An 18,669-nucleotide genomic window follows, 5' to 3' on the forward strand; every position below is an offset into this window, starting at 1 on the left:
GCGCGGCTGGGCAGGAGACCGTCATGTCCATCGCCATCGCCATCGCGCTGACCGCCGCGGCTCAATCCGAGCCGTCTCAGGCTCAACCGTCTCGGGCGGTCACTGCTCCTACCGATACGGCCGTGCCGACGACGGACACGGACGATGGCGTAGCGCGAGGCCTTGCCGACAAGCGACATCCGCCAGTCTTCTACCCCAATACCAAGCAGGGTATCGCGGACCAACCAGCACCTTCCGGCATCGCGCGTTTCCAACGCGACAATCCGATCGGCAAGGAACTGCGCGGGCTCAAGGCCGCAGGGGTCGACCAGGTGTTCGATTTCGTCGGTAATTTCGCTGCCAACCCGATCGGCGGTATCCGTCAGGGCAGTGCGGAATCGCACTGGGTATCGACCGCGGCGGACATCGATCTGGAAAAGCTGATCGGACTGTCCGATACCAAAATACACATTCAAGGTGCATGGTTTAGCGGAGACAGCCTAGGTCGAGATTCGATCGGCAACTCGATCAGCTTTCAGCAAACCTGGCGGCCGGTAGCCGGACCACGCCTGACGCAGTTCAACATCGAGCATGATTTCGGCAAGCTCAACATCCTCGTCGGCCGTGCCGCGGTAAACAGCTACTTCAACAATTCGCCGTTCAACTGCGTGTTCATGAGCAACACTAGCTGCCTGACGGCGTATGGCGGCATCAGCGACATCGGTATCACTGCGTTTCCCAACTCGTCGTGGACCGCGAAGGCGCGGTACGCGATCGATGAGCGTTGGTATGTCCAGACCGGCGTGTTCGAATACGACAATAACCTCAACCTGAAGGGCAAGGGCGGCCTGGACTTCTCGCTGGGTAAAGGCACGGGCGTGCTTATCGCCAACGAAGTGGGCTATCAGACGACGTTCGCGGACGAACGGCTGCCGCGCCGTTACAAGGCGGGCGTCTATATCAACACCGACGGCGGCCAGAGCCCGTATTACGATCGCAACGGCGCCTCGGCCGTGGTGTCCGGACTCTCGCGGGTCGCACAGGAAGGCAACCGCGTCGGTCTCTACGCGATGGCAGACCAGACGATTCAGCGCGCCGCCAGCAAGAGTACGCGCAACCTCGCGCTGTTCGGGCGGGTGTTCTTCAATGTCGGCAACGTCGCCCAGCTCGACTGGTTTGCCTCTGCCGGTTTCGTCAAAACCGGCACGTTCAAACACCGCGACGCGGACACGATAGGCTTCCTGGTCAGCAACACGCATTTCAGCAATCAGCAGATAAATTATCTCTGCGATCTGCGTGCGAAGGCTGGTGGGACAGGATCGCCGAAATCGAACGAGATCATCGGCGAGATTAATTATGGATTTGCGGCCATGCCCGGGGTGAGAATATTGCCCAATATTCAATACGTCATCAATCCCGATCCGATATTCGCACCGACCCGGAAAACCAACATTCCGTCCGCAATTGTTTTAGGGCTGCGTTTGGATGTACGTTTTGCTCAGGTATTCGGAGGGTGATGACTGGAGTCATACCGCCACGACAGTAGAAGGGGTGATTGGAAGGGCCACTTGTGATCCAGCTGCTGCTGGATGACGTCCACACTGTACAGTTCGAGCTGCTGCAGCTTCGCTAAAAGGTGCGCACGGGTCGTCTCGATGCCGAGCGCAATCCTGCTCGTTTCGATGTCCTCCCAGACAAGCTCGACAGGCTCCGGTCCCGAGATCGCACCATGGCCTCCGATTAGAAGGTCGTTGACGGCGTCGAGGCTCTCACCCAGCTTCCAGGCCTCGTCCGCCATGAAGACGCGGTTGATCTCGGTGTAGAACGAGGGGATGTCGCGGATGTAGCGCCCCCTGATCGTCAGTGTCTTCATCTGATCGTCAGTTCGCAGGCACGCCCTCGACGGCTCGCAGTGGAGGCTGCTCGAACGTGACGCGCTGCCCGCGCTCTCCATAGAGTGTGGCGGTCATCCGCGTCGTGAGCGTCCCCGTCCCAATCTCGACCCGTAACTTTGTGGCCCGCACGCTCTGATTCTGGTCGAAGACGGGCCGGCGACCCAGCGGATGCCGGTCGTCGCCCGGTGGCCGGCGCGGTTCGCGCTCGGTCAACGCCCTCGGCCTGCCGACGTCGACGATCGTCATAATCCTTGCGAGCGACCGCTGCGAGCACATCGAGCATCATCGCGTTCACTGCCGCAAACATCCGTGAAGTGAAGTCGTCGGGGGTGGCGATCAGATTCCAGGAGGTCGGTAAATCGAGTGACACGACCCGAACCTGGCGGGCCTCAATTTCTGATCGCAGCTTAGCCCAGTCAGCGGAGCTTAGACGAGATAGCCGATCGACCTGCTCGACGAGCAACACGTCGCCCGGACTGCAATCATCCAGAAGCCTGAACAACTCAGGTCGGGCAAGGCGGGTGCCACTCTCATGTTCGACATAGCGGGCGGCGATGCGAAATCCGTGTGTCGCGGCGAAAGCCTCCAGCGCTGCACGGGCGCCTGTGGCGTCCTGTTCAACGGTAGAGGCGCGTAGGTAAGCTCGGACGAACATGCGCCAGTCCTTTATGACCAGTCCGCCTATGTCCAGTCCTTTTTGGAACGGGAACGGACGGAAAAGAGACCGGTAGAAGCCCGGTCTTCCGGAGGTATGCTCAAAGTGCACCAGTTGTATCGTCTGCACCTTAAGCTGGGGAGGGTAGGGAGTTTTGCCGGAGGCAGCTCCGATCGGCAGCAGGCACGCCGCACGGTACCTCCAGGAAGCGGATACGGTTGCCGGAGCGATCAGGTCGCAGGTGCCGTTGGCCATTCGTGCACGGCTCGAAGCCGCTTTGGCACCGCATCGTGGACCGGGAAAGTAACGCGGGAGGAAACCGATCGAACGATTCTGCCTCTGTAGCGCAGACACTGATGGTCTGGAGCGATGATGGTCGACGCTTCGGCTCTGCCGAGGCAAGATGAGCCTATGGCTTTTGAAATCGCTACCGACCCGATCCGACAAGTGCTGCGCGCTTGGCGCGCCGTTGAGGTCCTCACCCCCGCCAAAGTCGAAGTGGGAGGTTGGAACGCCTTCGCCCAGACCTTTCGTGGGGAACTGGCGCACCGGCCCGGTGGATTGGAGAACGGCAGGCCGTATTGGGAAGCGCCGTATGATGATGATGTGACGCCATGGCCCCCCGCCATCGCCGTGTCGCTTCCGGAAGAGCTTCCAAGATCCACTGGGCGACAAGAGCCGGGGGAGTGTGAAGACGGCGTCAACGGGGCGCAGTCGCCTGAGCCTGCGCCAGCCGAAGCAATCGCTGCGACGCGGCGTGTACGGCGGTCTTGGTACAAGGTGGTGCTTGGCGCGATGCCCGCAGCCGATGCGATGCGGCGGTTGGATACTGTATTTGACGATCCGGCTGACGAGGATAAGGTCAAACGCAAGGAAAAGGGTCAGGTTCTTGCTGCGACGCTGATCCTCGACGAGTTCGGCACCGTCGTTCCTGACAGCTTGACCATCGCCAGCTTTGCCTGGGGACTGGGCACACTAATCACGAACGGCCAGACAGCCGATCTCTCCGCGTGGTCGGACGTGGAAGACCCGCTGATCGATGAGGTTTCCGCGTGGCTCTCGCCAACCGACGGTAAAGGCCAGCTTCGTCCCTTACTATGGTCAGAGCTAAGGGACGCTTCGCGCGGCTTGCAGCGCAAACTTGGGCTGGGCGATGATCTTTGGCAAGTCGTACCCTGTGCCGTTCGCGTGGTGGCGTACGATCCACCTGCGGGTGATTTTCTCTCGACCTTCTACCTGGCCGACATCGCTAGGGTCGAGCGGGGCTTGCCGGATCTCGCTTCGCCCGCCAGGGCCTATCTCGGTATTGATTGCCCAGAGCATCGCTGGGACGCGTTGAATGATCGTCAGCGCCTATCTGAACTGCTCGATCCGTCCCTCTTTCCCTTGGCACGTTGGCCAGGGCCAGGGCTGCATCCTCTGTCGCTGCTGCAGCAGGCCGCAGTCAACACGACCGTACGGGATCTCGCCGTAGATGGCCTTTTTGCCGTCAATGGTCCGCCCGGGACGGGCAAGACGACCCTGCTGCGCGACATTGTCGCCCATGCGCTCGTTAGCCGCGCGCAGCGATTGGCGGCGATCGACGATCCGTCCAAGGGTGTCGGTGACATCGATCTGATGGACTATGCGATCGTCGTCGCCAGCAACAACAATGCCGCAGTCGAGAACGTCAGCCTTGAACTGCCGGTACGCAAGAAGGCGCTCGATGCATCGGTGTGGAAGGGCGAAAATCTCTCCTATTTCGCACATACAGCCAATCACGTGCTAGGACTGACCCCCGACGCGGAGGAAGCTGATCAGGCTTGGGGATTGATGGCTGCCCGGCTAGGCAGTGCAAAGAACCGTCAGGCCTTTTTCAAGCGGTTCTGGTACGACAAGGACTGGGGGCTAAACGAATGGCTCGACCGCGTCTGGTCTCCGCACCAGCGCAAATTCAAAGGGAAAGAGCCAAGCCGGCTATGCACGCTCGACCCACCGCCAACGCCGCACGAAGCTAGGGCGCGATGGCAAAAAGCGCGCGCTGAATTTCATGACGCGCTTGAGACATGCCAGCGTCTGCACGGTCAATTGGTCGATATTGCGCGCTCGCAGGATCGTCGACGGACGCTGGAGAGCAGGCGCCCTGGACTGATTGAGGAGGCCGCAGTCCTGGAAGCCGAGCGACTTGATGCGGAACGCGCTTTAGCGATTGCGGAAGAGCGGTATCGGAACGTGCGAGCGATGGTGGCAAATGAGCAGGCCGCGCTTGCAACTCTCACCGAAGCGAAGCCTGGCTTCGTCGCACGGCTGTTCGGTACGCAAGCATGGCAGCATTACCAGCAGATGGTAGGTGATCGGCTTGCGCAAGGCGACCTGTTGCGCCGCACGGTTAAAGAGGCAGAATGCAGTCGCGATGCAACAGAGGCAATCGGCAAGACGATCGAGGATCGGCTCTGCTCCGCACGTCAGGCGCTTGCCAGGCTCGATGCCGACATATCGGCCACAACCGCAAAGCTGGACGGGGTGTCGACTGACCTAAAAGGCTGCATTCCAGATGCCGGCTTTTGGACCTTATCGGAGGAGGAGTTGCAAGTCGCGGCGCCATGGAACGCGGGCGCATTCCGGTCGGCTCGGGATGCGCTTTTCGTGGCGGCGGTACGTCTGCACAGCGCCTTCGTTGCGGCGGGGGTTCGGATCATCAAGCCGGCGTTGAACGGAATCATCGATGGCGACCGCAACAATCCGCCGACGGCAGAACAATGGGGGCTGTTCTTTCTATTGGTTCCGGTTGTCTCGACCACCTTTGCATCGCTGCCGCGAATGTTCCCGGCCTTTCATGGTGGCTCACTTGGCTGGCTACTGTTGGACGAAGCGGGGCAGGCCTGCCCGCAGCATGCGCTTGGGGCGATCTGGCGGGCTCGTCGTGCGATCGTCATCGGCGATCCTCTCCAGATTCCACCCGTCGTGCCGCTGGGCCAAAAAACCACCGCCCAGCTTTACGCCAACGAGGGTGTAAATCCTGATGAGTGGAGCGCGCCTGACCAATCTGCGCAGACGCTCGCTGACCGGGCGAGCCGGATACAGGGTCGCTTTCCGGCGGTGGATGGCAACCCGGAACGGCCACGCATCACCGGGTTCCCGCTGCTCGTCCACCGACGTTGCGACGATCCAATGTTCGCGATTGCCAACCGCATCGCCTATGGGAATCGGATGATCCATGCCACGGCGGTGGGCACGTCCGCTATCAGGGATGCCTTAGGCGGATCAGGGTGGGTCGACGTCGACGGTTCGTCAAAGGGCAAGTGGGTCGAGGACGAAGGATGGGTGATCGATCGTGCGATCCGCCGGCTGATGGAGGAAGAGAGCCGACTTCCCGACCTCTATATCATCAGTCCATTCCGCGATCCCGTGCGTAACTTGCAGCGATTGCTCCTGGGAAGGGCGGGCGCATTGAACAAGATACCGGATGGCGGCGACTGGGCGAACAGCCATGTCGGTACAATCCACACCTTTCAAGGCAAGGAGGCGGAAGGCGTAATACTGCTTCTGGGTGCCGGGCGAGGCGCAAAGGACGGGTCTCGCGTTTGGGCAGGGCAGACGCCCAACATGCTCAATGTCGCAGCAACTCGCGCCAAGCGTAGCCTCTATGTTGTTGGAAATCGCGAGTTGTGGAAGAGCGCTGGATTTTTCGGACATGCTGCCAGAAATTTGCCAATCATTGATGCTGGCGAATGGTTCGGGAATGGTCATGCCTGAACTATCAAGCCATGTTAATAAGCCAACCTGCGTGCCGAGAGAGTGGCCGTCCCCTTCGGGGCAGGACCCATTGATGTGAGTGTCACGATCTGATTCAGCCTCTGCGAGGAGACCGGGATGAGCAACTTTCTCTCGGTGACGGACGATCAGACAAGTGGCTGCCGCCATTCTTCCCAAAAGCCATGGCACGCCTCGGGTTGATGACCGACGGGTGCTGAGCGGCATTATTTTTCGTGCACTCCAACGCGCTGCGCTGGCGAGATGCGCCGAGCGCTTGAAGCCCCTGAAAGACACTGTACAACCGGAGGAAGCGCTGGGGCGAGCTTAGACCTAGTTCCAGGAACGTCGCCTCGTGGAGGGCCCGGGAGGAACTGGTTCAACTTTTTATTGAACTTTTTACCACTGCATGGCATTGAACCATCAGCTACGGACAGCGGGGCTTCCGGTAACACGGTCGCCGCAGCATGTGCGCCTCAATGGCCGGTACACCACGGTAAGGCACACCCGCACTATAAAGGGCTCTCGACTAAAGCGGGAGCCCTTTCCCGTTATGGGACCCGCTTCTGCTGAAATAGACAGGTCCGCAAGACCGTATGCATGTTGTAGCGCCGCTTGATGCGGCTGAAGACGACTTCACGCGCATGACAGCTCGTGATCATCAGATTGACTTCTGCTCGGTCTTCCTTGCAGGGATAAATATAGAAAAACACGACCTGATGCTCGCCATCGGTGAGTTCGCGAATGCGACCGGGCGCGACGTCGATGACAGCATAGTTCATCGCGCGATTACGGTCGATCGACTCCCAGCAGAAGTAATTCTGCTCGATCATCCGCCGAGACAACTCTGGTAAGCCCAACGAAAAAGCGTACCGGTCTTCACAAAATAGCCGGGGCTTACCGTTTTCATCTTCCAGATTGTGCATACCGCGAGCGCAACCTTGGGATATTGTGTGAAGCCCAAGGGTAATTTGCACACGCAATTCACCCGCATTGTGCCCCTTGCCCGCTAGCGTGACGACGAAGCTCTCAAGATGCCGTAAGTCCCTAAGAACGCCGTCGACTTCAATTTCATTCATTGGCCGTGGCTTGGTCCTTCTTCGGGGCACACATACCTCCCTATGGTGCCATAAGCCGCACAGGAGTCTAAGTCATGTCTGCTGAAGCGTAACATGACCGGCGGCAACACCTCGAAACAACGCCATTCCGCCGTTTGTCATGGTTGCGGTGCTGCAGCTGGCGAGCTGGAACCACCCGCCGCAGTGATGGCGAGCACGTGTTGCACCATCCGCCAACCATAGTTTTTGGCCGAAACTGCGCACAAGATATAGGCCACCAAGAGACAGGCGCCGTACAGCGCGGATCGCCCTACGTTGCCGTTGATGACAAACGCCATGACCGGCAGTGGCAAGACCAGGAGCGCTGTGATCGTGCCGATATCTCGCGCAGCGAGGTATCGACGATGCGGATCGCAGACACTGATGTCATCCCTAAGCGGTTTGTAGATCCGGTAGAATAGTTGATTCTGCGTCGTAGGATCGGTGGGCAGGGGGCCCAGCTTGTTTTCCAACGCGGTCATGTCCACGTGCGACGACGTGGGGCCGACGACGGTAAAGGCCCGTGATCCGGGCAGGGGATGGCGCCATCGCAAATGGATCACCCGATCGCGCCAGTTGGGTGGAATCAAGCCCAGCAAAATCAACGAGGCAATGACAATCAGGCCAAGCGATGCCGATCCCGGCACGGCCATTGCCTCGAGCTTTGCGACCAACTCTACCGAGCGGGCTTTGATGAGCTTGGCCGGTTCCACCGCCACTACCAGAAAGGCTGTGGCATGGGCGATGATGGCGGCACGAATGAGCCAAGCATTTTGCTCTTTGAGGGATTTCGTCTCAGCCACCGATCGTATCCTTCGCGATCAGGGCGTGAAAGCGAAGTGGCGTCACGATCAGCAACACCGATGGTGGGGTGCGCCCCGCCGCCAGCTCGGTCGCCGTCCGCCAGTCAAGCGCTGATGGGCCTTCGTCGGCAAGATGGCTGTGCCAAGTGCCAACATCGAAGAGCGTCCGTCCGCTGGCCTGATGGCGATGCTCGATCGCATCCTGAAGACCGGTCTTGCCGAGAACAAACAGGCTGGCAGAAAACGTGCTGTCAGCTGGTGCATCGAGCAGATCGACCACGGTGACCGTCTTCATCCGGGCACTGCTCAGGCCGACGAGCAGCCCCCCGGTCTCCGCATGCGGCGAGGCCGCGGCCGCTGACCGGATCTTTGCTGCAATGCGCTGGCTGATCCGCAGCTCCCAGCCATCGCTACCCTCGATCGCGACGGTTTCGAAGGGCGGTACGGTTTGGCGCGTCCAGCGCGTTGCGGGGGTATCGATGTCACAGACGCCAGTGACGATCAGGCCGTCGGCGTTCGGATGGTCAGTCGCGTGGTCGATCTCTTTGGCAAGCCCGGCTGTCATCATCGAGAGCTGCGCGTCGTCGATAGTCATGGTCAGCGATCCGCAACCCTGGCCTATCTGGATTTCAGCGAGACCGGTTTCAGGATCGGCAAGCAGCGCTACTGCCTCACCATCGGCCAGCGTGGCGTACATCTCAGCCATCAGATCGTTGTGATTGGGGTTGTGTGAGGCTCCACCAACCAGCAGGTAAGCCATGCGGCCGCGACCAAAGAGCGCCGCCTCGATATAGCGGGTACGATCATGCGGATGGATTGCGGTGGATAACGCTTCACGCACCGCAAGCGACGCGGTGGCGTTGACGACGATGCCCGTACCTGCGGGAATAACTTTTATCCGGTTCGCCTCGTCACGCAGAGCTGACGCAACGTCATCCTGGTAGAGTGTTGGCGACAGGCTGAACCCGGCCAGCTCATCAGCAAGCGCGGCGGTCTTGGGCTGGCCCACCGCAGTGGGGGAGAGGGCGTGTCGCGCCATATTGTGCGGCCGTAGCCACCCCTCGTCGCTTATTGCGATGATCGGCTGCCCGGAGCGCGCGGCGTGCAGCGCGAGTTTCGAGCCGACGCTGCCACAGCCAAGCAGCGCCAGCGCGGGCCGTTCGGGTACCCCTGCCAGCGTCCGCAGCAATGGCGCGTTCAAGGTCTGATAATGAAGAGCAGGTCTGACCGGCTCATCGCCTCCGCGGACGAGTAGGGTCGTCCTCTGATCATAGGGACGTATCTCCATGACGTAGGGCAGTAATTCGATCGGGGAATTTGATCCGATCAGATGAACGGGTCGTTCGACGCACAACACAATGCCAATCGGTATGGGCTGATTGAGGTGCCAGCCCTGCCACGACCGTTCCAGATTGCTGAGGAAAAGATCGAGACCGCGACGGCAGCCGAGCGTATCAGCCCGCGCACGAAGCTCATCGATTGTCGTGACGTCATCGGGGGTGTAGCGGTCGCTAACGTAGGTGCCACCAGAGGGAGGCTTGTCGGTCCAGACAATCCCGATGGCGGTTTTGCCCAGCGTGCCCCCTTTTGACATTGGCGAAGCGCTGAACAGCGACTTGTCCGTCGTACTGAGCGGCATTTTGACGCCATCGCTATTGATCCAGACCGAAGCCTCATCAAGCAGCGTTGCATCATCGGCCCCCGTTCGACCGAAGCGGCCACGCCAGGCGATATAGCCGCCGGCCTTCAGGCGGGTGGTACGCATGGTCTCTGCGTCGAAGGCGATTGTATCACGCAAGCCACGCCGCATGGCCGGTTCCCAGCCTTGTACAGGGTCGATCAGATGATTGATCGCAGCCTTGCGCAGCCAGACGGCGACCTGTTCGAGGAGATGGAACACGCCATACTCGACCAAGCCGAACTGCAGAAAAAATTCATCCTGATCGCCATCGACAAGGCATGGCCTGGGCGGTGCGTCAGCGCCGCCCGGGTGAAGATGAGGGAAGTTGCGCGGAAAGTCGGCGCGAAGTCGCACTTGTGGAGAGCGCCAGGGATAGTCGGACGGGATGCGCAGCGTAACGGGCTCAACGATCCGGACGCCGGTGTCGCTGATGCCATCCGCCTGGAAGTGAAGAGGCATTTCAACCCTCAGGTCGATGCGAACCTCATCATCGCCGATGACGTCACCACCGGCGAATTCCGGGTGGCGTGTCGCCACCCGGAGGATGTCATCGCCCGGCGATGCCGATTTCGGGGAGGCCATCAGGCGCGGCCGTGCGGCCGTGCCTGTGCCGCCGTCGCGCCGATCCCCAACGCCGTTGCTGCCGCCTTGCCGGCATTCTTGACGGCCTTGACTATGCCGCTGGCACCGATCTCGTAGCGCAGCGGCTGCTGTTCATCCTCCCAGACGTCGGTGACGCACCGGAAGCGATCATCCTTGCCCTCAACGATCGAGATGTACTCGCGCTTGGCGCGATCGCTCGGCGGATCGGCATCCTCGGGATCGATATGTTCGCAGCTGGCGACGATGACGGCGCCTTTGCGGATTTGCGCCAACGCGGTGCGGGCGCTCTCACATACCTCGGCTTCCTCTCCCCAGGTCGAGTAGCTGTCATAGCTCAGGCTATGCCAGGAACAGTGGTGCGGTGCCTGCAGGATATCGTAGCTCAGCCAGTCGGCATGCGCTGCCCCGTGCTTTTCCCACAGACGCTCCCAGATCGCCACTTCCGCGTCTCCGCCGGTCAGGAAGCGGCACTTGTCGGCATACCCGGCCCCGCGGATCGAAAAGCGCAGAATGACCGACGACCGGTTTTTCGCCAGCAGTTCCACCAGTTCTTCATCGTCGCCTTGCGGCATCGGAGCCAGGAGACGGGCTTCGAAGGCGCCAGCGGTGACGCGGTTGAGACTGGACACGACATCGTCGGTCTTTACGACGATCCCCAAGATGTCATCGGTCTTACCCTTGATGTCCTCGCCCAAAATCTGGATACGATTGCCCTCGATCCCGATAGCGTTGGTGGTACGATACAGCGCTACCCGGCGCCGGGCTTCTTTCGCCCAGGCCTTGGCATCGTCACACAGCGTGTGCGTCATCGATGCCCGCCGAAACACGATGGGCGACGACCACATCTCGCGGATCAGGATCTTGTCGTCGGTTTTGACCCAGTCATCGGGCGGCCCGAGGTGGAAGTGCTTCGACAGACCACAGATATGGTCCTTATCGGGATGGGTGTTGAGAAAGCCATCGACGAAGAGCCGACCCTTTTCGTCGCGCTTCAGCTGCTCGCGCAGCAGGCCCATAACGTCGGGTGTGTCGTCATCCGGGTCGTCGGCACCCTTGCGGATATGGATGTCGATCAGCAGCGTCTGATCGTTGTCGAACCGCAGCAGCGTCATGTCGCCATTGCAGACCGGGTAAAACGTGATGGCAGCCGTCATAGTGTCGTGTCCTTCCTACCTGAACCCTGACACGAACACGTCCCCGAATGGCCGCGCCAGCTTTAGCTATATGTTAAGCATGCCATCGAGATTCAAGACGTCCAATCGTGACAAGAATGACAGTGGACGCGCATCGGCTTAACACGTACCTTAAGTGATGAGGTGCAGATGGGCTCAGCCGAGCGATCACCAGCCGAGCATGCCGAGGTGCGGGTCGATGGGCCGCGGCGCTGCATCGCGATGCGTGCCAGTGACTGGGCGCGGTTGCACCATGCCATACCTGTGACGGTGTTCGCGCGGCTAATGGGGCTGTTCCGCCGCTTCTGTAATGGCTGTGATCATCTCCCTGAACAGGCCTTTCGACGCGTAGCGGGTGACCCGCATGGTCGCCTGGAGGAGTTTGTCGCAACCGACGTTCAGGTGGTCGGTCGCCGTGGCACCGACGAGGCACGTCAGACATTTTTCGTAACAGAGGTGCGTATTGCCCGCGCGGCGGATCCGGTTCTCCAGCCGGTCGCGGCGCTGCAAGCGATGCTGCACCTCGAAATAGTTGTACAGAAGGAGCGTGAACGATGACCGAAATAGGAGCGGCCATAATGGCAGGCAGCGCGGTAACGTGCGATGTCGACACGCTTGCCGTCGAACTCGCAGAAGCGGAATTCATTGTTGCGGTTCAGTCGGAAATACAGCGCGTGATGAACGAAAGAGGACTTCGTGCTCGTGACCTGTCGAAGCGATTGAAAGTTTCAGAGGCGAGAGTCAGTCAGATGTTTGGCGAGCAAGCCAAAAATCTGACTATTCGAACCATCGCGAAAATGTTCTACCATTTGGGTCAGAATCCTGTCCTCACGACACAATGTCAGCTAGAAAATATGGTCGCCCTTGCGCGAGGTGACGCTGCGGACAGTGAACAGCACTGGACGGTTTCGGGGCTCATCAACGATATTCAAATTGGTTCAAACATCATCGTAACGCATGATGACACTGCCATGGCGTCGCCAGATCGCGGCCGATTGGTGGATCGTTGGGCGCGGGCTGAAGAGGCCGATACCCGGCGCCCCCGCCGGCTTGCGGTTGCGGGTTAGGATCCAGACCTTGCCCCAAGATGCCGCAAGCATGGACCCCAGCGTCTACAATAGCCTGGTTGCACGCGCGCACCTGCGCAGCATTCGTATGACTACGAGCGAATTTGATATGAAGCCCGAGGCGCTGGATCTCGATCCTGACGCATGGCGCAACAATGTCGTCGCGGGCGTGCTCGACAGTTTCCTCGAACATGAGAACGGCTCGCTTTATGGCGTTTTCAACTTCAAGGTCGTTTGCCGCTACGGTCGCAAGCGCGTTCTGTCGATCGGTGCGACCTATCTTGCCAGTTATCGTATTCAAGGCGCTTGTGACGAAGGTGCATGCGAGCTTTTCATCGAGCGGGTCGGCAAGGTCGCGACATATCCCTATTTCCGCAGCCTGGTCGCGATGCTGACCGGGCAAGCCGGGCTTATGATGCAGCCATTACCAGTGCTGAGCTTCGCGCCTCGATCGATCGATTCAGCGGCGGTCCTCGAGCAAGGATCGCAGGCTGTGGGCACGCCCAAGCGTCGTCGTCTGCCCGCCAAGTAAAGGAGGTGTGGGGATGCGGCGATACACGCTGCATCCCTATCGGTCATCGGATCACCACGACCTTGGCACCGACATCGCTGGCGATGTCTTTCCATGTTGTGTCGGCGGTATAGGCTGAGACACCGAGCCGCCTCGCCAGCGCGAGGCAAAAGCGATCGCCTAACGACAGCCCGGCGGACGCGGTTACCGATCGCAGGCCACCCGCCTCCCAGGCCAGCGCATCATCGGCGGGGACTATTATATAGGGGAGGGCCCCCAGCATGGCGCGCACCTCGTCAAGCGGCGCGCCGAGCTCGACGAAGTGGCTGACGACCTCGGCGTGGTTGATCGCGCAGACCGACGCATCCGCGATCACGCCGGCGACCTTGCTGGCGCCACGCTCGCCTTTTAGCAGTGCGAGGACCGCCGAGGCATCGAGGACCACGTGCGTCATTCGCCGCTGTCCTCGCGCCGTGCACCAAGAAAGTCTCCGACTGACGCGCCGGGCTGCTGGGCATAACACTTGGCAATCGCCTGCGCCTTGGCCACCGCCTGCTCAACCGTGCGCAGGATAACCCCATCGGGCGTTTCTTCCACCAGAACCGCACCGCCATCTTCGAGTCCCAAACGCTTACGAATGCCCACTGGGAGGCTCATACGTCCATTGGGGGTAATGTTGACCTGAAGAGGCATATGACAGCATCCGCGTAAGGTGGCATTGAGCACCACGTATGCCAAAATATTCGAAGGGAGGCGAGGGACAAGCATATGCCGCCGTCCGGTCCAGTAGCCAAAATAGTTACTAGCGATAAACGTGATTCCCGCTAATAAGTTGAGCCGCTATCAACGGGCGAGCGAAACGGCCGAAGCGGAGGCAAAAATGGTCGAAATCGAGAAAACGACCATTGACGTGGCGCTGGCGACGTGATCGCGGATGGCGACGCCATTGATGCGTCGATCGGGCGCGACCTGACCGCGATCGCTGCGTCCGCCGTCCAGCCATGGGTCCCCGACCTCAGCGCCGACGACCAGTCGCGCGTCGACGACTTCATCGCCCGCGCGTCCGCTAGCGCGACACTACGCGCCTATCGCTCCGACTGGCGACAATTCTGTGCGTGGTGCGACGCGCGCGGCTATCAGGCGCTGCCCGCCACCCCCCGCGTCACCGCTGCCTTCCTCACCGAGCTCGCCACCACCGGCAGCAGTCATTCTAACGGACAGTCGCTCTCAAAAGCATCGATCGGGCGACGGCTGGCGGCGATCGTGTTCGCGCACCGGACCGCGCAAGCGGAGCCACCCACCACGCAGGCCGGCGCCGCGGCGCTCGACAAGGTCATGCGCGGCATCCGCAACACCAAGCGGACTGAGCGCCCCGCCAAGAAGCGGCCCGCCGATGGCGATGTGCTGCGCGACATGGTCCGCACCATCACCGGCACCCGCCTGCAGGATTACCGGGACCGCGCGCTCCTCAGCATCGGCATGATGGGGGCGTTCCGGCGGTCGGAGCTGGTGGCGATCGACATCGCGGATATCGCCGAGGATCCGCGCGGACTGATCATCCGCATCCCGGTTTCAAAGGGCGACCAGGAGGGCAGGGGGCAATCGGTCGCCATCCTCGATGGTCGCCGGATGGAGCCAGTGCGCCATTACCGCGCCTGGCTTGAGGCGGCCGTGATCAGCAGCGGGCCGCTGTTCCGACGGCTGACCCCGCATGGTCGGGTGACCGCCCATCCGCTCAGTCCGCAGACCGTTGCGCTGGTCGTCAAGGCGCGCGCGGCCGCGGCCGGCTATGATCCCGCGCTCTTCGCCGGCCATAGTCTGCGCGCCGGCTTTCTCACCGAGGCGGGGCGGCAGGGCGCCAATCTGTTCAAGATGAAAGAGCATAGCCGGCACAAGTCGCTCGAGATGCTCAGCGAATATGTCCGCGATCAGGAGGCGTTCCGAGATCATGCCGCGGAAAGATTCGCCTGATGCTGCGGGACGTCGGTGTTACGGGTTCATGGTCGGAGCAACGGGAAGGGACATCCCGTACCTACGCCGGCAAGGGGACAACGTCGATGGTAGCGATAAGAACGGCCTGTCTAGAAGATGCTGACGCGATCTGCGGGATCTACGCTCCATATGTGGTCAAAACCGCAGTTTCTTTCGAAGAGGTCCCGCCCCACGCAGGAGAGATTATCGCGAGAATGACCGCAATCCAGCCCACACATCCATACTTGGTCGCGGTGGCAGATGGGGAGGTCATCGGCTACGCCTACGCTAGCCAACACCGTGCCCGGGCGGCGTATCGAACAAGCGTCGATATCGCGATCTATCTCGAGGCTGCTTACCAACGGAGAGGTATAGGACATGCTCTCCTCAACCGTCTGTTGATCGAAGCGCGCGAAAGAGGGTTTCACGCGGCCTTTGCTGGCATCGCGATGCCTAATGAAGCCAGTGTGGCGCTACACGAGCGCGCCGGCTTTACCTGCGTCGGCATCTATCGAGAGGTCGGACGCAAGTTCGATGCTTGGCACGATGTCGGGTGGTGGCAACGCCTACTATAGCCCTTGCCGGATTTCTGGAATCGCAAACCACACACCCGACGCTCTTAGCCTTCATCAGGATGGGATGGGAGCTTCGTGAGGGGTTTCGGGGTAAGGGAACGCATTGTCCGGAAGGTCACTGACCAGCGGGGCTGTTCCACCTCTAGGATGCTGTGCTCCCAATCGGTGCGTGCCTCACCGCTCATCCGGTAACCGCCACGGGCGGGGAGAGGCATCGTTGCACGACGGAAGCGAAGACCATTGCGTCGCCGGAACCGCATCGTCGCAGGCGCACCCAGCGATATTCCGACGACGTGCTCGAATGCCGGGCGATCACGGTGCCATCCGATGCCGGCGCCTGGATCGTACCGGGTTAACAGGGCCTGGATCAGCTCGTCACCAGACAAGCCTACCAATTTGGCGGCGCGATCGCGGAACGGAGTCAACCACTCAGGGAACGGAGCCGCACGGTTCACTCGGCCCGTATCAAAGTCATATATCCATCCGAACGAAGTGGTCAGCCGCTTTCCCGTCCAGCCGCGGAAGCGGAATGGTGACGGTTCTGTGGCATCAATCGCAGCGATCAGGAAGCGCTCTTCGTCGGGTGAAACGATGTCGTCATAAGTCGACAACCCAGGAATTATCGGATGATCAAAGAGGTCGGTCATCGACAATCTCGGGTTTTGTTCGATCCGGAAGAAAGTATGGCCGGTCTGGGTTGCCGATCCAAGCCGAGCAAGCGCGCACTGGAACTTTCGTAATGCATGGATCTTATATTGGTACAACAAATGGCTCGAACAAGATTGGCATCTGCGGATTGCTCAGGGGTTGGCTAATCTTTCCCGCTCGATGACATTGGCAGCGGTTGAGCGTGTTAGATCAAGCGCGGTATGCTGGACGTGAGATGGTCGATCAGTAAACGAAGCCGCCGCTGCCCCCGCAGATCGCTATGATAACCTAGATAGACTGTACGCCCGGGCGGGCTTTCCTGATCGAGCAGCTGCAGCGGCAGTTCGTCCCCGATCAAGCGTGGTAGAACAGCCAAGCCGACGCTCTGCCGACACGCTCGCGCCTGCGATTCACGATTGTTGCTACGGAAGGCTAATCGCGCTTTCGGCCAGCACTGCCGGAGCCAGGAGACGTCAGCCTTTTCGTCCAGCGCGCTGTCGAGTAGGATCAGGCGATGACCGTCTCCTGCATCGGATTCATCTGGATGGCCGTACTCTGCCAGATATTCCGGCGACGCATAGAGACCGTATCGGATCTCGGCAATTCGTCTCTGGATGACGCTGGCATCGGCGAATGGCGTGAACTGTATCGCCAGATCGGCTTCGCGGCGCCGCAGGTCCATGAACCGTGGATCAGCAACCATTTCGACCGCGATCGACGGATTGGCGATGACGAATCCTGCAATTACATTGGCCAAAACCCGATGGCAGAACCAGTCGTTCCCGGTAATCTTCACCAAGCTTTCGCCCGCGATGCCTCCAGTTACGAGGCGCCTACCGAGCGCAAGGGCCTCCTCTTCCATGCGTTCAGCGTGGGCGAGCATCAACTCGCCCTCTTTCGTCAAGATGTAGGTATTGCCGTCGCGCTGGAAGAGGGGATCCCCTATAGCCATTTCCAGCGCCTTCAGCCTTCGGCTCGCGGTGGGCTGGCTGAGCCCGAGCGCCGTTGCTGCCGCGGTCGAAGTGCCCATTCGTGCAATCTGAAGGAACAACTTGACGTCGTTCCAATCAAAGCGGGCATGGAACCTGGAGAGCATTACGGTTTGCCCGCCCGACAAGCCGATCTTCCGTGGCTGGTTTCGATAGGGCTCTGGAGACCGCCTACCCTTGTAGATCGGTTATGGCCGCAAGACGCCCGACGCATACCTTTCGTTTTTGCAAGGAGATCCCGCAGAGGCAGCCGGAACAACCTATGCCAGGGCGAGGGCAGAGGCGCGCAATGATCCGCGTCGGAGCTGATAACCACATTTTCCATCGGCACTGATCTCTTTGCCGCACGGACCACCCTTCGGAGCGCAGGCGATGTAATGATATACATATCACTGTCTCGACAATCAACATTGTCGAGAGGGTCAACAACCTCCTTTGGTGGTGTGCCTCGTTGACCGCTATCCAGAGGCGCTGGCCGATATCGCCGTGTGATATCGAACCAAGAAGTGGGATCAACGTGCGAGGTTTGAGAGGATCGCTTATGTTGTCGCGTATGGACTGCCAATTGCCATGACGTCACCGCCGCCAGTGCGCCGACTACGGTCAAAGCAGGAGCAGCGCGAGGAGAGTATAGAGCTGCTGCTTGATGCAGCCGAGTACCTTTTCTCGCAGCATGGATTTCATGGCGTAACCCTGAAGGAGGTTGCCAAGCATGTCGGGGTGAATACATCGCTAGTACACTATTATTTTGAAAACAAACGTGCCTTGTTTGACCAAGTGTTCAAACGCCGGTCGACGGTCGCGACCGTACGACTCACGGCGGCGCTGGACGAATATGAAGCGGGATGTGCCGGGGAACCGACGATTGAGGGTGCCCTGCACGCTTTCCTCGACACATGTCTTGATCTTTCCATGTCGGGCGGCGACGGCTGGCGTAACTTCGGCGGCTTGGTGTCGAACACGACATTCGGCAACGAGCTGATGGACTTGTTCAACCCAGTGGTTCTTCGCCTGATCAAGCTTCTCCGGCGCGCGATGCCCGACGTTGCGGAGAGCGATGTTTTCTGGGGCTTTCACTTTGCTGCGGGCGCTCTGTTTCTGACCTTGGCGCGTACGGGACGCCTCGACCGCTTGTCGGGAGGTGTCTGCCAATCCGATGACTTTGAACCGGTTAAGCGCCGGATGGCACGGTTCATGGCCGCAGGCTTTCGGGAATTGGCGGAGCATCCGTCCAACGACGATTTCCATCCGCCCCATTGAGCGCTCTTCCTGTCCGGCGGAGAAATTGGCC

General features: G+C 60.3%; 18 protein-coding genes and 1 pseudogene. 9 read left to right on the forward strand and 10 right to left on the reverse strand.

The genetic code is table 11. The features are described 5' to 3' along the window. Positions 1-23: 23 nt before the first annotated feature. Positions 24-1,496 carry a carbohydrate porin gene (locus AC07U4_RS21795; protein WP_495197054.1) on the forward strand — a complete coding sequence of 491 codons (1,473 nt, stop codon included), beginning with the start codon at positions 24-26 and terminating at the stop codon, positions 1,494-1,496. Here AC07U4_RS21795 and AC07U4_RS21800 read toward each other — a convergent pair. Together AC07U4_RS21800 and AC07U4_RS21805 are read right to left on the reverse strand one after the other, a co-directional pair. Further along, positions 1,478-1,852, reverse strand: a complete 375-nt coding sequence (locus AC07U4_RS21800) for a barstar family protein (protein WP_495197055.1) — start codon at positions 1,850-1,852, stop codon at positions 1,478-1,480. The genes AC07U4_RS21795 and AC07U4_RS21800 overlap by 19 nt on opposite strands. Then, positions 1,849-2,784 (reverse strand): recombinase family protein, encoded by a 936-nt coding sequence (locus AC07U4_RS21805; RefSeq protein WP_495197056.1) that lies wholly within the window; start codon positions 2,782-2,784, stop codon positions 1,849-1,851. The genes AC07U4_RS21800 and AC07U4_RS21805 overlap by 4 nt, the downstream gene beginning before the upstream one ends. 156 nt (positions 2,785-2,940) lie before the next feature. Between AC07U4_RS21805 and AC07U4_RS21810 the strand changes: the two genes are divergently transcribed. Continuing rightward, on the forward strand, positions 2,941-6,264 hold the full coding sequence (locus AC07U4_RS21810; protein ID WP_495197057.1) for a DEAD/DEAH box helicase: 3,324 nt from the start codon (positions 2,941-2,943) through the stop codon (positions 6,262-6,264). A 117-nt stretch (positions 6,265-6,381) separates the two neighbouring features. Beyond that, positions 6,382-6,539: pseudogene (locus tag AC07U4_RS21815) on the forward strand (IS5/IS1182 family transposase); the annotation flags it as partial. Positions 6,540-6,812: 273 nt separating this feature from the next. On the opposite strand, the gene AC07U4_RS21820 reads toward AC07U4_RS21815, so the two are convergent. From AC07U4_RS21820 to mblB, 4 genes are all read right to left on the reverse strand, one after another. Then, complete coding sequence (locus AC07U4_RS21820; RefSeq protein ID WP_495197058.1) at positions 6,813-7,340, reverse strand: YjaZ family protein; 528 nt, start codon at positions 7,338-7,340, stop codon at positions 6,813-6,815. A 137-nt stretch (positions 7,341-7,477) separates the two neighbouring features. Next, complete coding sequence (locus AC07U4_RS21825) at positions 7,478-8,161, reverse strand: hypothetical protein (RefSeq protein ID WP_495197059.1); 684 nt, start codon at positions 8,159-8,161, stop codon at positions 7,478-7,480. Beyond that, positions 8,154-10,424: an anti-phage 6A-MBL system cap2_3 protein gene (gene cap2-3, locus AC07U4_RS21830; RefSeq protein WP_495197060.1), complete on the reverse strand. Its 2,271-nt coding sequence runs from the start codon at positions 10,422-10,424 to the stop codon at positions 8,154-8,156. The genes AC07U4_RS21825 and cap2-3 overlap by 8 nt, the downstream gene beginning before the upstream one ends. Further along, positions 10,424-11,599 (reverse strand): anti-phage 6A-MBL system MBL-fold protein, encoded by a 1,176-nt coding sequence (gene mblB / locus AC07U4_RS21835; RefSeq protein ID WP_495197061.1) that lies wholly within the window; start codon positions 11,597-11,599, stop codon positions 10,424-10,426. Before mblB ends, cap2-3 begins: the two co-directional genes overlap by 1 nt. 168 nt (positions 11,600-11,767) lie before the next feature. Between mblB and AC07U4_RS21840 the strand changes: the two genes are divergently transcribed. The 3 genes from AC07U4_RS21840 to AC07U4_RS21850 are packed head-to-tail and all read left to right on the forward strand — an operon-like array spanning position 11,768 to position 13,216. Continuing rightward, complete coding sequence (locus tag AC07U4_RS21840; RefSeq protein ID WP_495197062.1) at positions 11,768-12,175, forward strand: hypothetical protein; 408 nt, start codon at positions 11,768-11,770, stop codon at positions 12,173-12,175. After that, a complete protein-coding gene (locus AC07U4_RS21845) occupies positions 12,172-12,684 on the forward strand; it encodes a helix-turn-helix domain-containing protein (protein ID WP_495197063.1) in 513 nt (170 codons plus the stop codon). Before AC07U4_RS21840 ends, AC07U4_RS21845 begins: the two co-directional genes overlap by 4 nt. Positions 12,685-12,715: 31 nt before the next feature. Further along, a complete protein-coding gene (locus tag AC07U4_RS21850; protein WP_495197064.1) occupies positions 12,716-13,216 on the forward strand; it encodes a hypothetical protein in 501 nt (166 codons plus the stop codon). Positions 13,217-13,259: 43 nt separating this feature from the next. On the opposite strand, the gene AC07U4_RS21855 is transcribed toward AC07U4_RS21850, so the two are convergent. Together AC07U4_RS21855 and AC07U4_RS21860 are read right to left on the reverse strand one after the other, a co-directional pair. Continuing rightward, positions 13,260-13,649 (reverse strand): type II toxin-antitoxin system VapC family toxin, encoded by a 390-nt coding sequence (locus AC07U4_RS21855; protein WP_495197065.1) that lies wholly within the window; start codon positions 13,647-13,649, stop codon positions 13,260-13,262. Continuing rightward, the gene (locus AC07U4_RS21860) at positions 13,646-13,888 is read right to left on the reverse strand and encodes an AbrB/MazE/SpoVT family DNA-binding domain-containing protein (protein ID WP_495197066.1); all 243 of its coding nucleotides are present in this window, start codon (positions 13,886-13,888) and stop codon (positions 13,646-13,648) included. The genes AC07U4_RS21855 and AC07U4_RS21860 overlap by 4 nt, the downstream gene beginning before the upstream one ends. Positions 13,889-14,119: 231 nt before the next feature. Between AC07U4_RS21860 and AC07U4_RS21865 the strand changes: the two genes are divergently transcribed. After that, the gene (locus tag AC07U4_RS21865) at positions 14,120-15,166 is read left to right on the forward strand and encodes a site-specific integrase (protein ID WP_495197067.1); all 1,047 of its coding nucleotides are present in this window, start codon (positions 14,120-14,122) and stop codon (positions 15,164-15,166) included. Positions 15,167-15,252: 86 nt separating this feature from the next. Next, on the forward strand, positions 15,253-15,741 hold the full coding sequence (locus tag AC07U4_RS21870; protein WP_495197158.1) for an arsinothricin resistance N-acetyltransferase ArsN1 family B: 489 nt from the start codon (positions 15,253-15,255) through the stop codon (positions 15,739-15,741). A gap of 44 nt (positions 15,742-15,785) precedes the next feature. On the opposite strand, the gene AC07U4_RS21875 is transcribed toward AC07U4_RS21870, so the two are convergent. Together AC07U4_RS21875 and AC07U4_RS21880 are read right to left on the reverse strand one after the other, a co-directional pair. Next, positions 15,786-16,388 carry an alpha-ketoglutarate-dependent dioxygenase AlkB gene (locus tag AC07U4_RS21875; protein ID WP_495197068.1) on the reverse strand — a complete coding sequence of 201 codons (603 nt, stop codon included), beginning with the start codon at positions 16,386-16,388 and terminating at the stop codon, positions 15,786-15,788. Positions 16,389-16,594: 206 nt separating this feature from the next. Further along, a complete protein-coding gene (locus AC07U4_RS21880) occupies positions 16,595-17,485 on the reverse strand; it encodes a LysR family transcriptional regulator (protein WP_495197069.1) in 891 nt (296 codons plus the stop codon). Positions 17,486-17,948: 463 nt separating this feature from the next. Here AC07U4_RS21880 and AC07U4_RS21885 point away from each other — a divergent pair, with 463 nt between their 5' ends. Next, entirely contained in the window at positions 17,949-18,638 is a 690-nt protein-coding gene (locus AC07U4_RS21885) for a TetR/AcrR family transcriptional regulator (RefSeq protein WP_495197070.1), read from the forward strand. Positions 18,639-18,669: the final 31 nt, after the last annotated feature.

It is taken from the genome of Sphingomonas sp. GW821-FHT02B09, assembly GCF_059421875.1.

What these genes read in the sequence shown, in the direction of transcription:
- AC07U4_RS21795 (WP_495197054.1), top strand. Translation starts at nt 24, where the DNA reads ATGTCCATCGCCATCGCCATCGCGCTGACCGCCGCGGCTCAATCCGAG.
- AC07U4_RS21800 (WP_495197055.1), bottom strand. Translation starts at nt 1,852, where the DNA reads ATGAAGACACTGACGATCAGGGGGCGCTACATCCGCGACATCCCCTCG.
- AC07U4_RS21805 (WP_495197056.1), bottom strand. Translation starts at nt 2,784, where the DNA reads ATGGCCAACGGCACCTGCGACCTGATCGCTCCGGCAACCGTATCCGCT.
- AC07U4_RS21810 (WP_495197057.1), top strand. Translation starts at nt 2,941, where the DNA reads ATGGCTTTTGAAATCGCTACCGACCCGATCCGACAAGTGCTGCGCGCT.
- AC07U4_RS21820 (WP_495197058.1), bottom strand. Translation starts at nt 7,340, where the DNA reads ATGAATGAAATTGAAGTCGACGGCGTTCTTAGGGACTTACGGCATCTT.
- cap2-3 (WP_495197060.1), bottom strand. Translation starts at nt 10,424, where the DNA reads ATGGCCTCCCCGAAATCGGCATCGCCGGGCGATGACATCCTCCGGGTG.
- mblB (WP_495197061.1), bottom strand. Translation starts at nt 11,599, where the DNA reads ATGACGGCTGCCATCACGTTTTACCCGGTCTGCAATGGCGACATGACG.
- AC07U4_RS21840 (WP_495197062.1), top strand. Translation starts at nt 11,768, where the DNA reads ATGGGCTCAGCCGAGCGATCACCAGCCGAGCATGCCGAGGTGCGGGTC.
- AC07U4_RS21845 (WP_495197063.1), top strand. Translation starts at nt 12,172, where the DNA reads ATGACCGAAATAGGAGCGGCCATAATGGCAGGCAGCGCGGTAACGTGC.
- AC07U4_RS21850 (WP_495197064.1), top strand. Translation starts at nt 12,716, where the DNA reads ATGGACCCCAGCGTCTACAATAGCCTGGTTGCACGCGCGCACCTGCGC.
- AC07U4_RS21855 (WP_495197065.1), bottom strand. Translation starts at nt 13,649, where the DNA reads ATGACGCACGTGGTCCTCGATGCCTCGGCGGTCCTCGCACTGCTAAAA.
- AC07U4_RS21860 (WP_495197066.1), bottom strand. Translation starts at nt 13,888, where the DNA reads ATGCCTCTTCAGGTCAACATTACCCCCAATGGACGTATGAGCCTCCCA.
- AC07U4_RS21870 (WP_495197158.1), top strand. Translation starts at nt 15,253, where the DNA reads ATGGTAGCGATAAGAACGGCCTGTCTAGAAGATGCTGACGCGATCTGC.
- AC07U4_RS21875 (WP_495197068.1), bottom strand. Translation starts at nt 16,388, where the DNA reads ATGACCGACCTCTTTGATCATCCGATAATTCCTGGGTTGTCGACTTAT.
- AC07U4_RS21880 (WP_495197069.1), bottom strand. Translation starts at nt 17,485, where the DNA reads ATGCTCTCCAGGTTCCATGCCCGCTTTGATTGGAACGACGTCAAGTTG.
- AC07U4_RS21885 (WP_495197070.1), top strand. Translation starts at nt 17,949, where the DNA reads ATGACGTCACCGCCGCCAGTGCGCCGACTACGGTCAAAGCAGGAGCAG.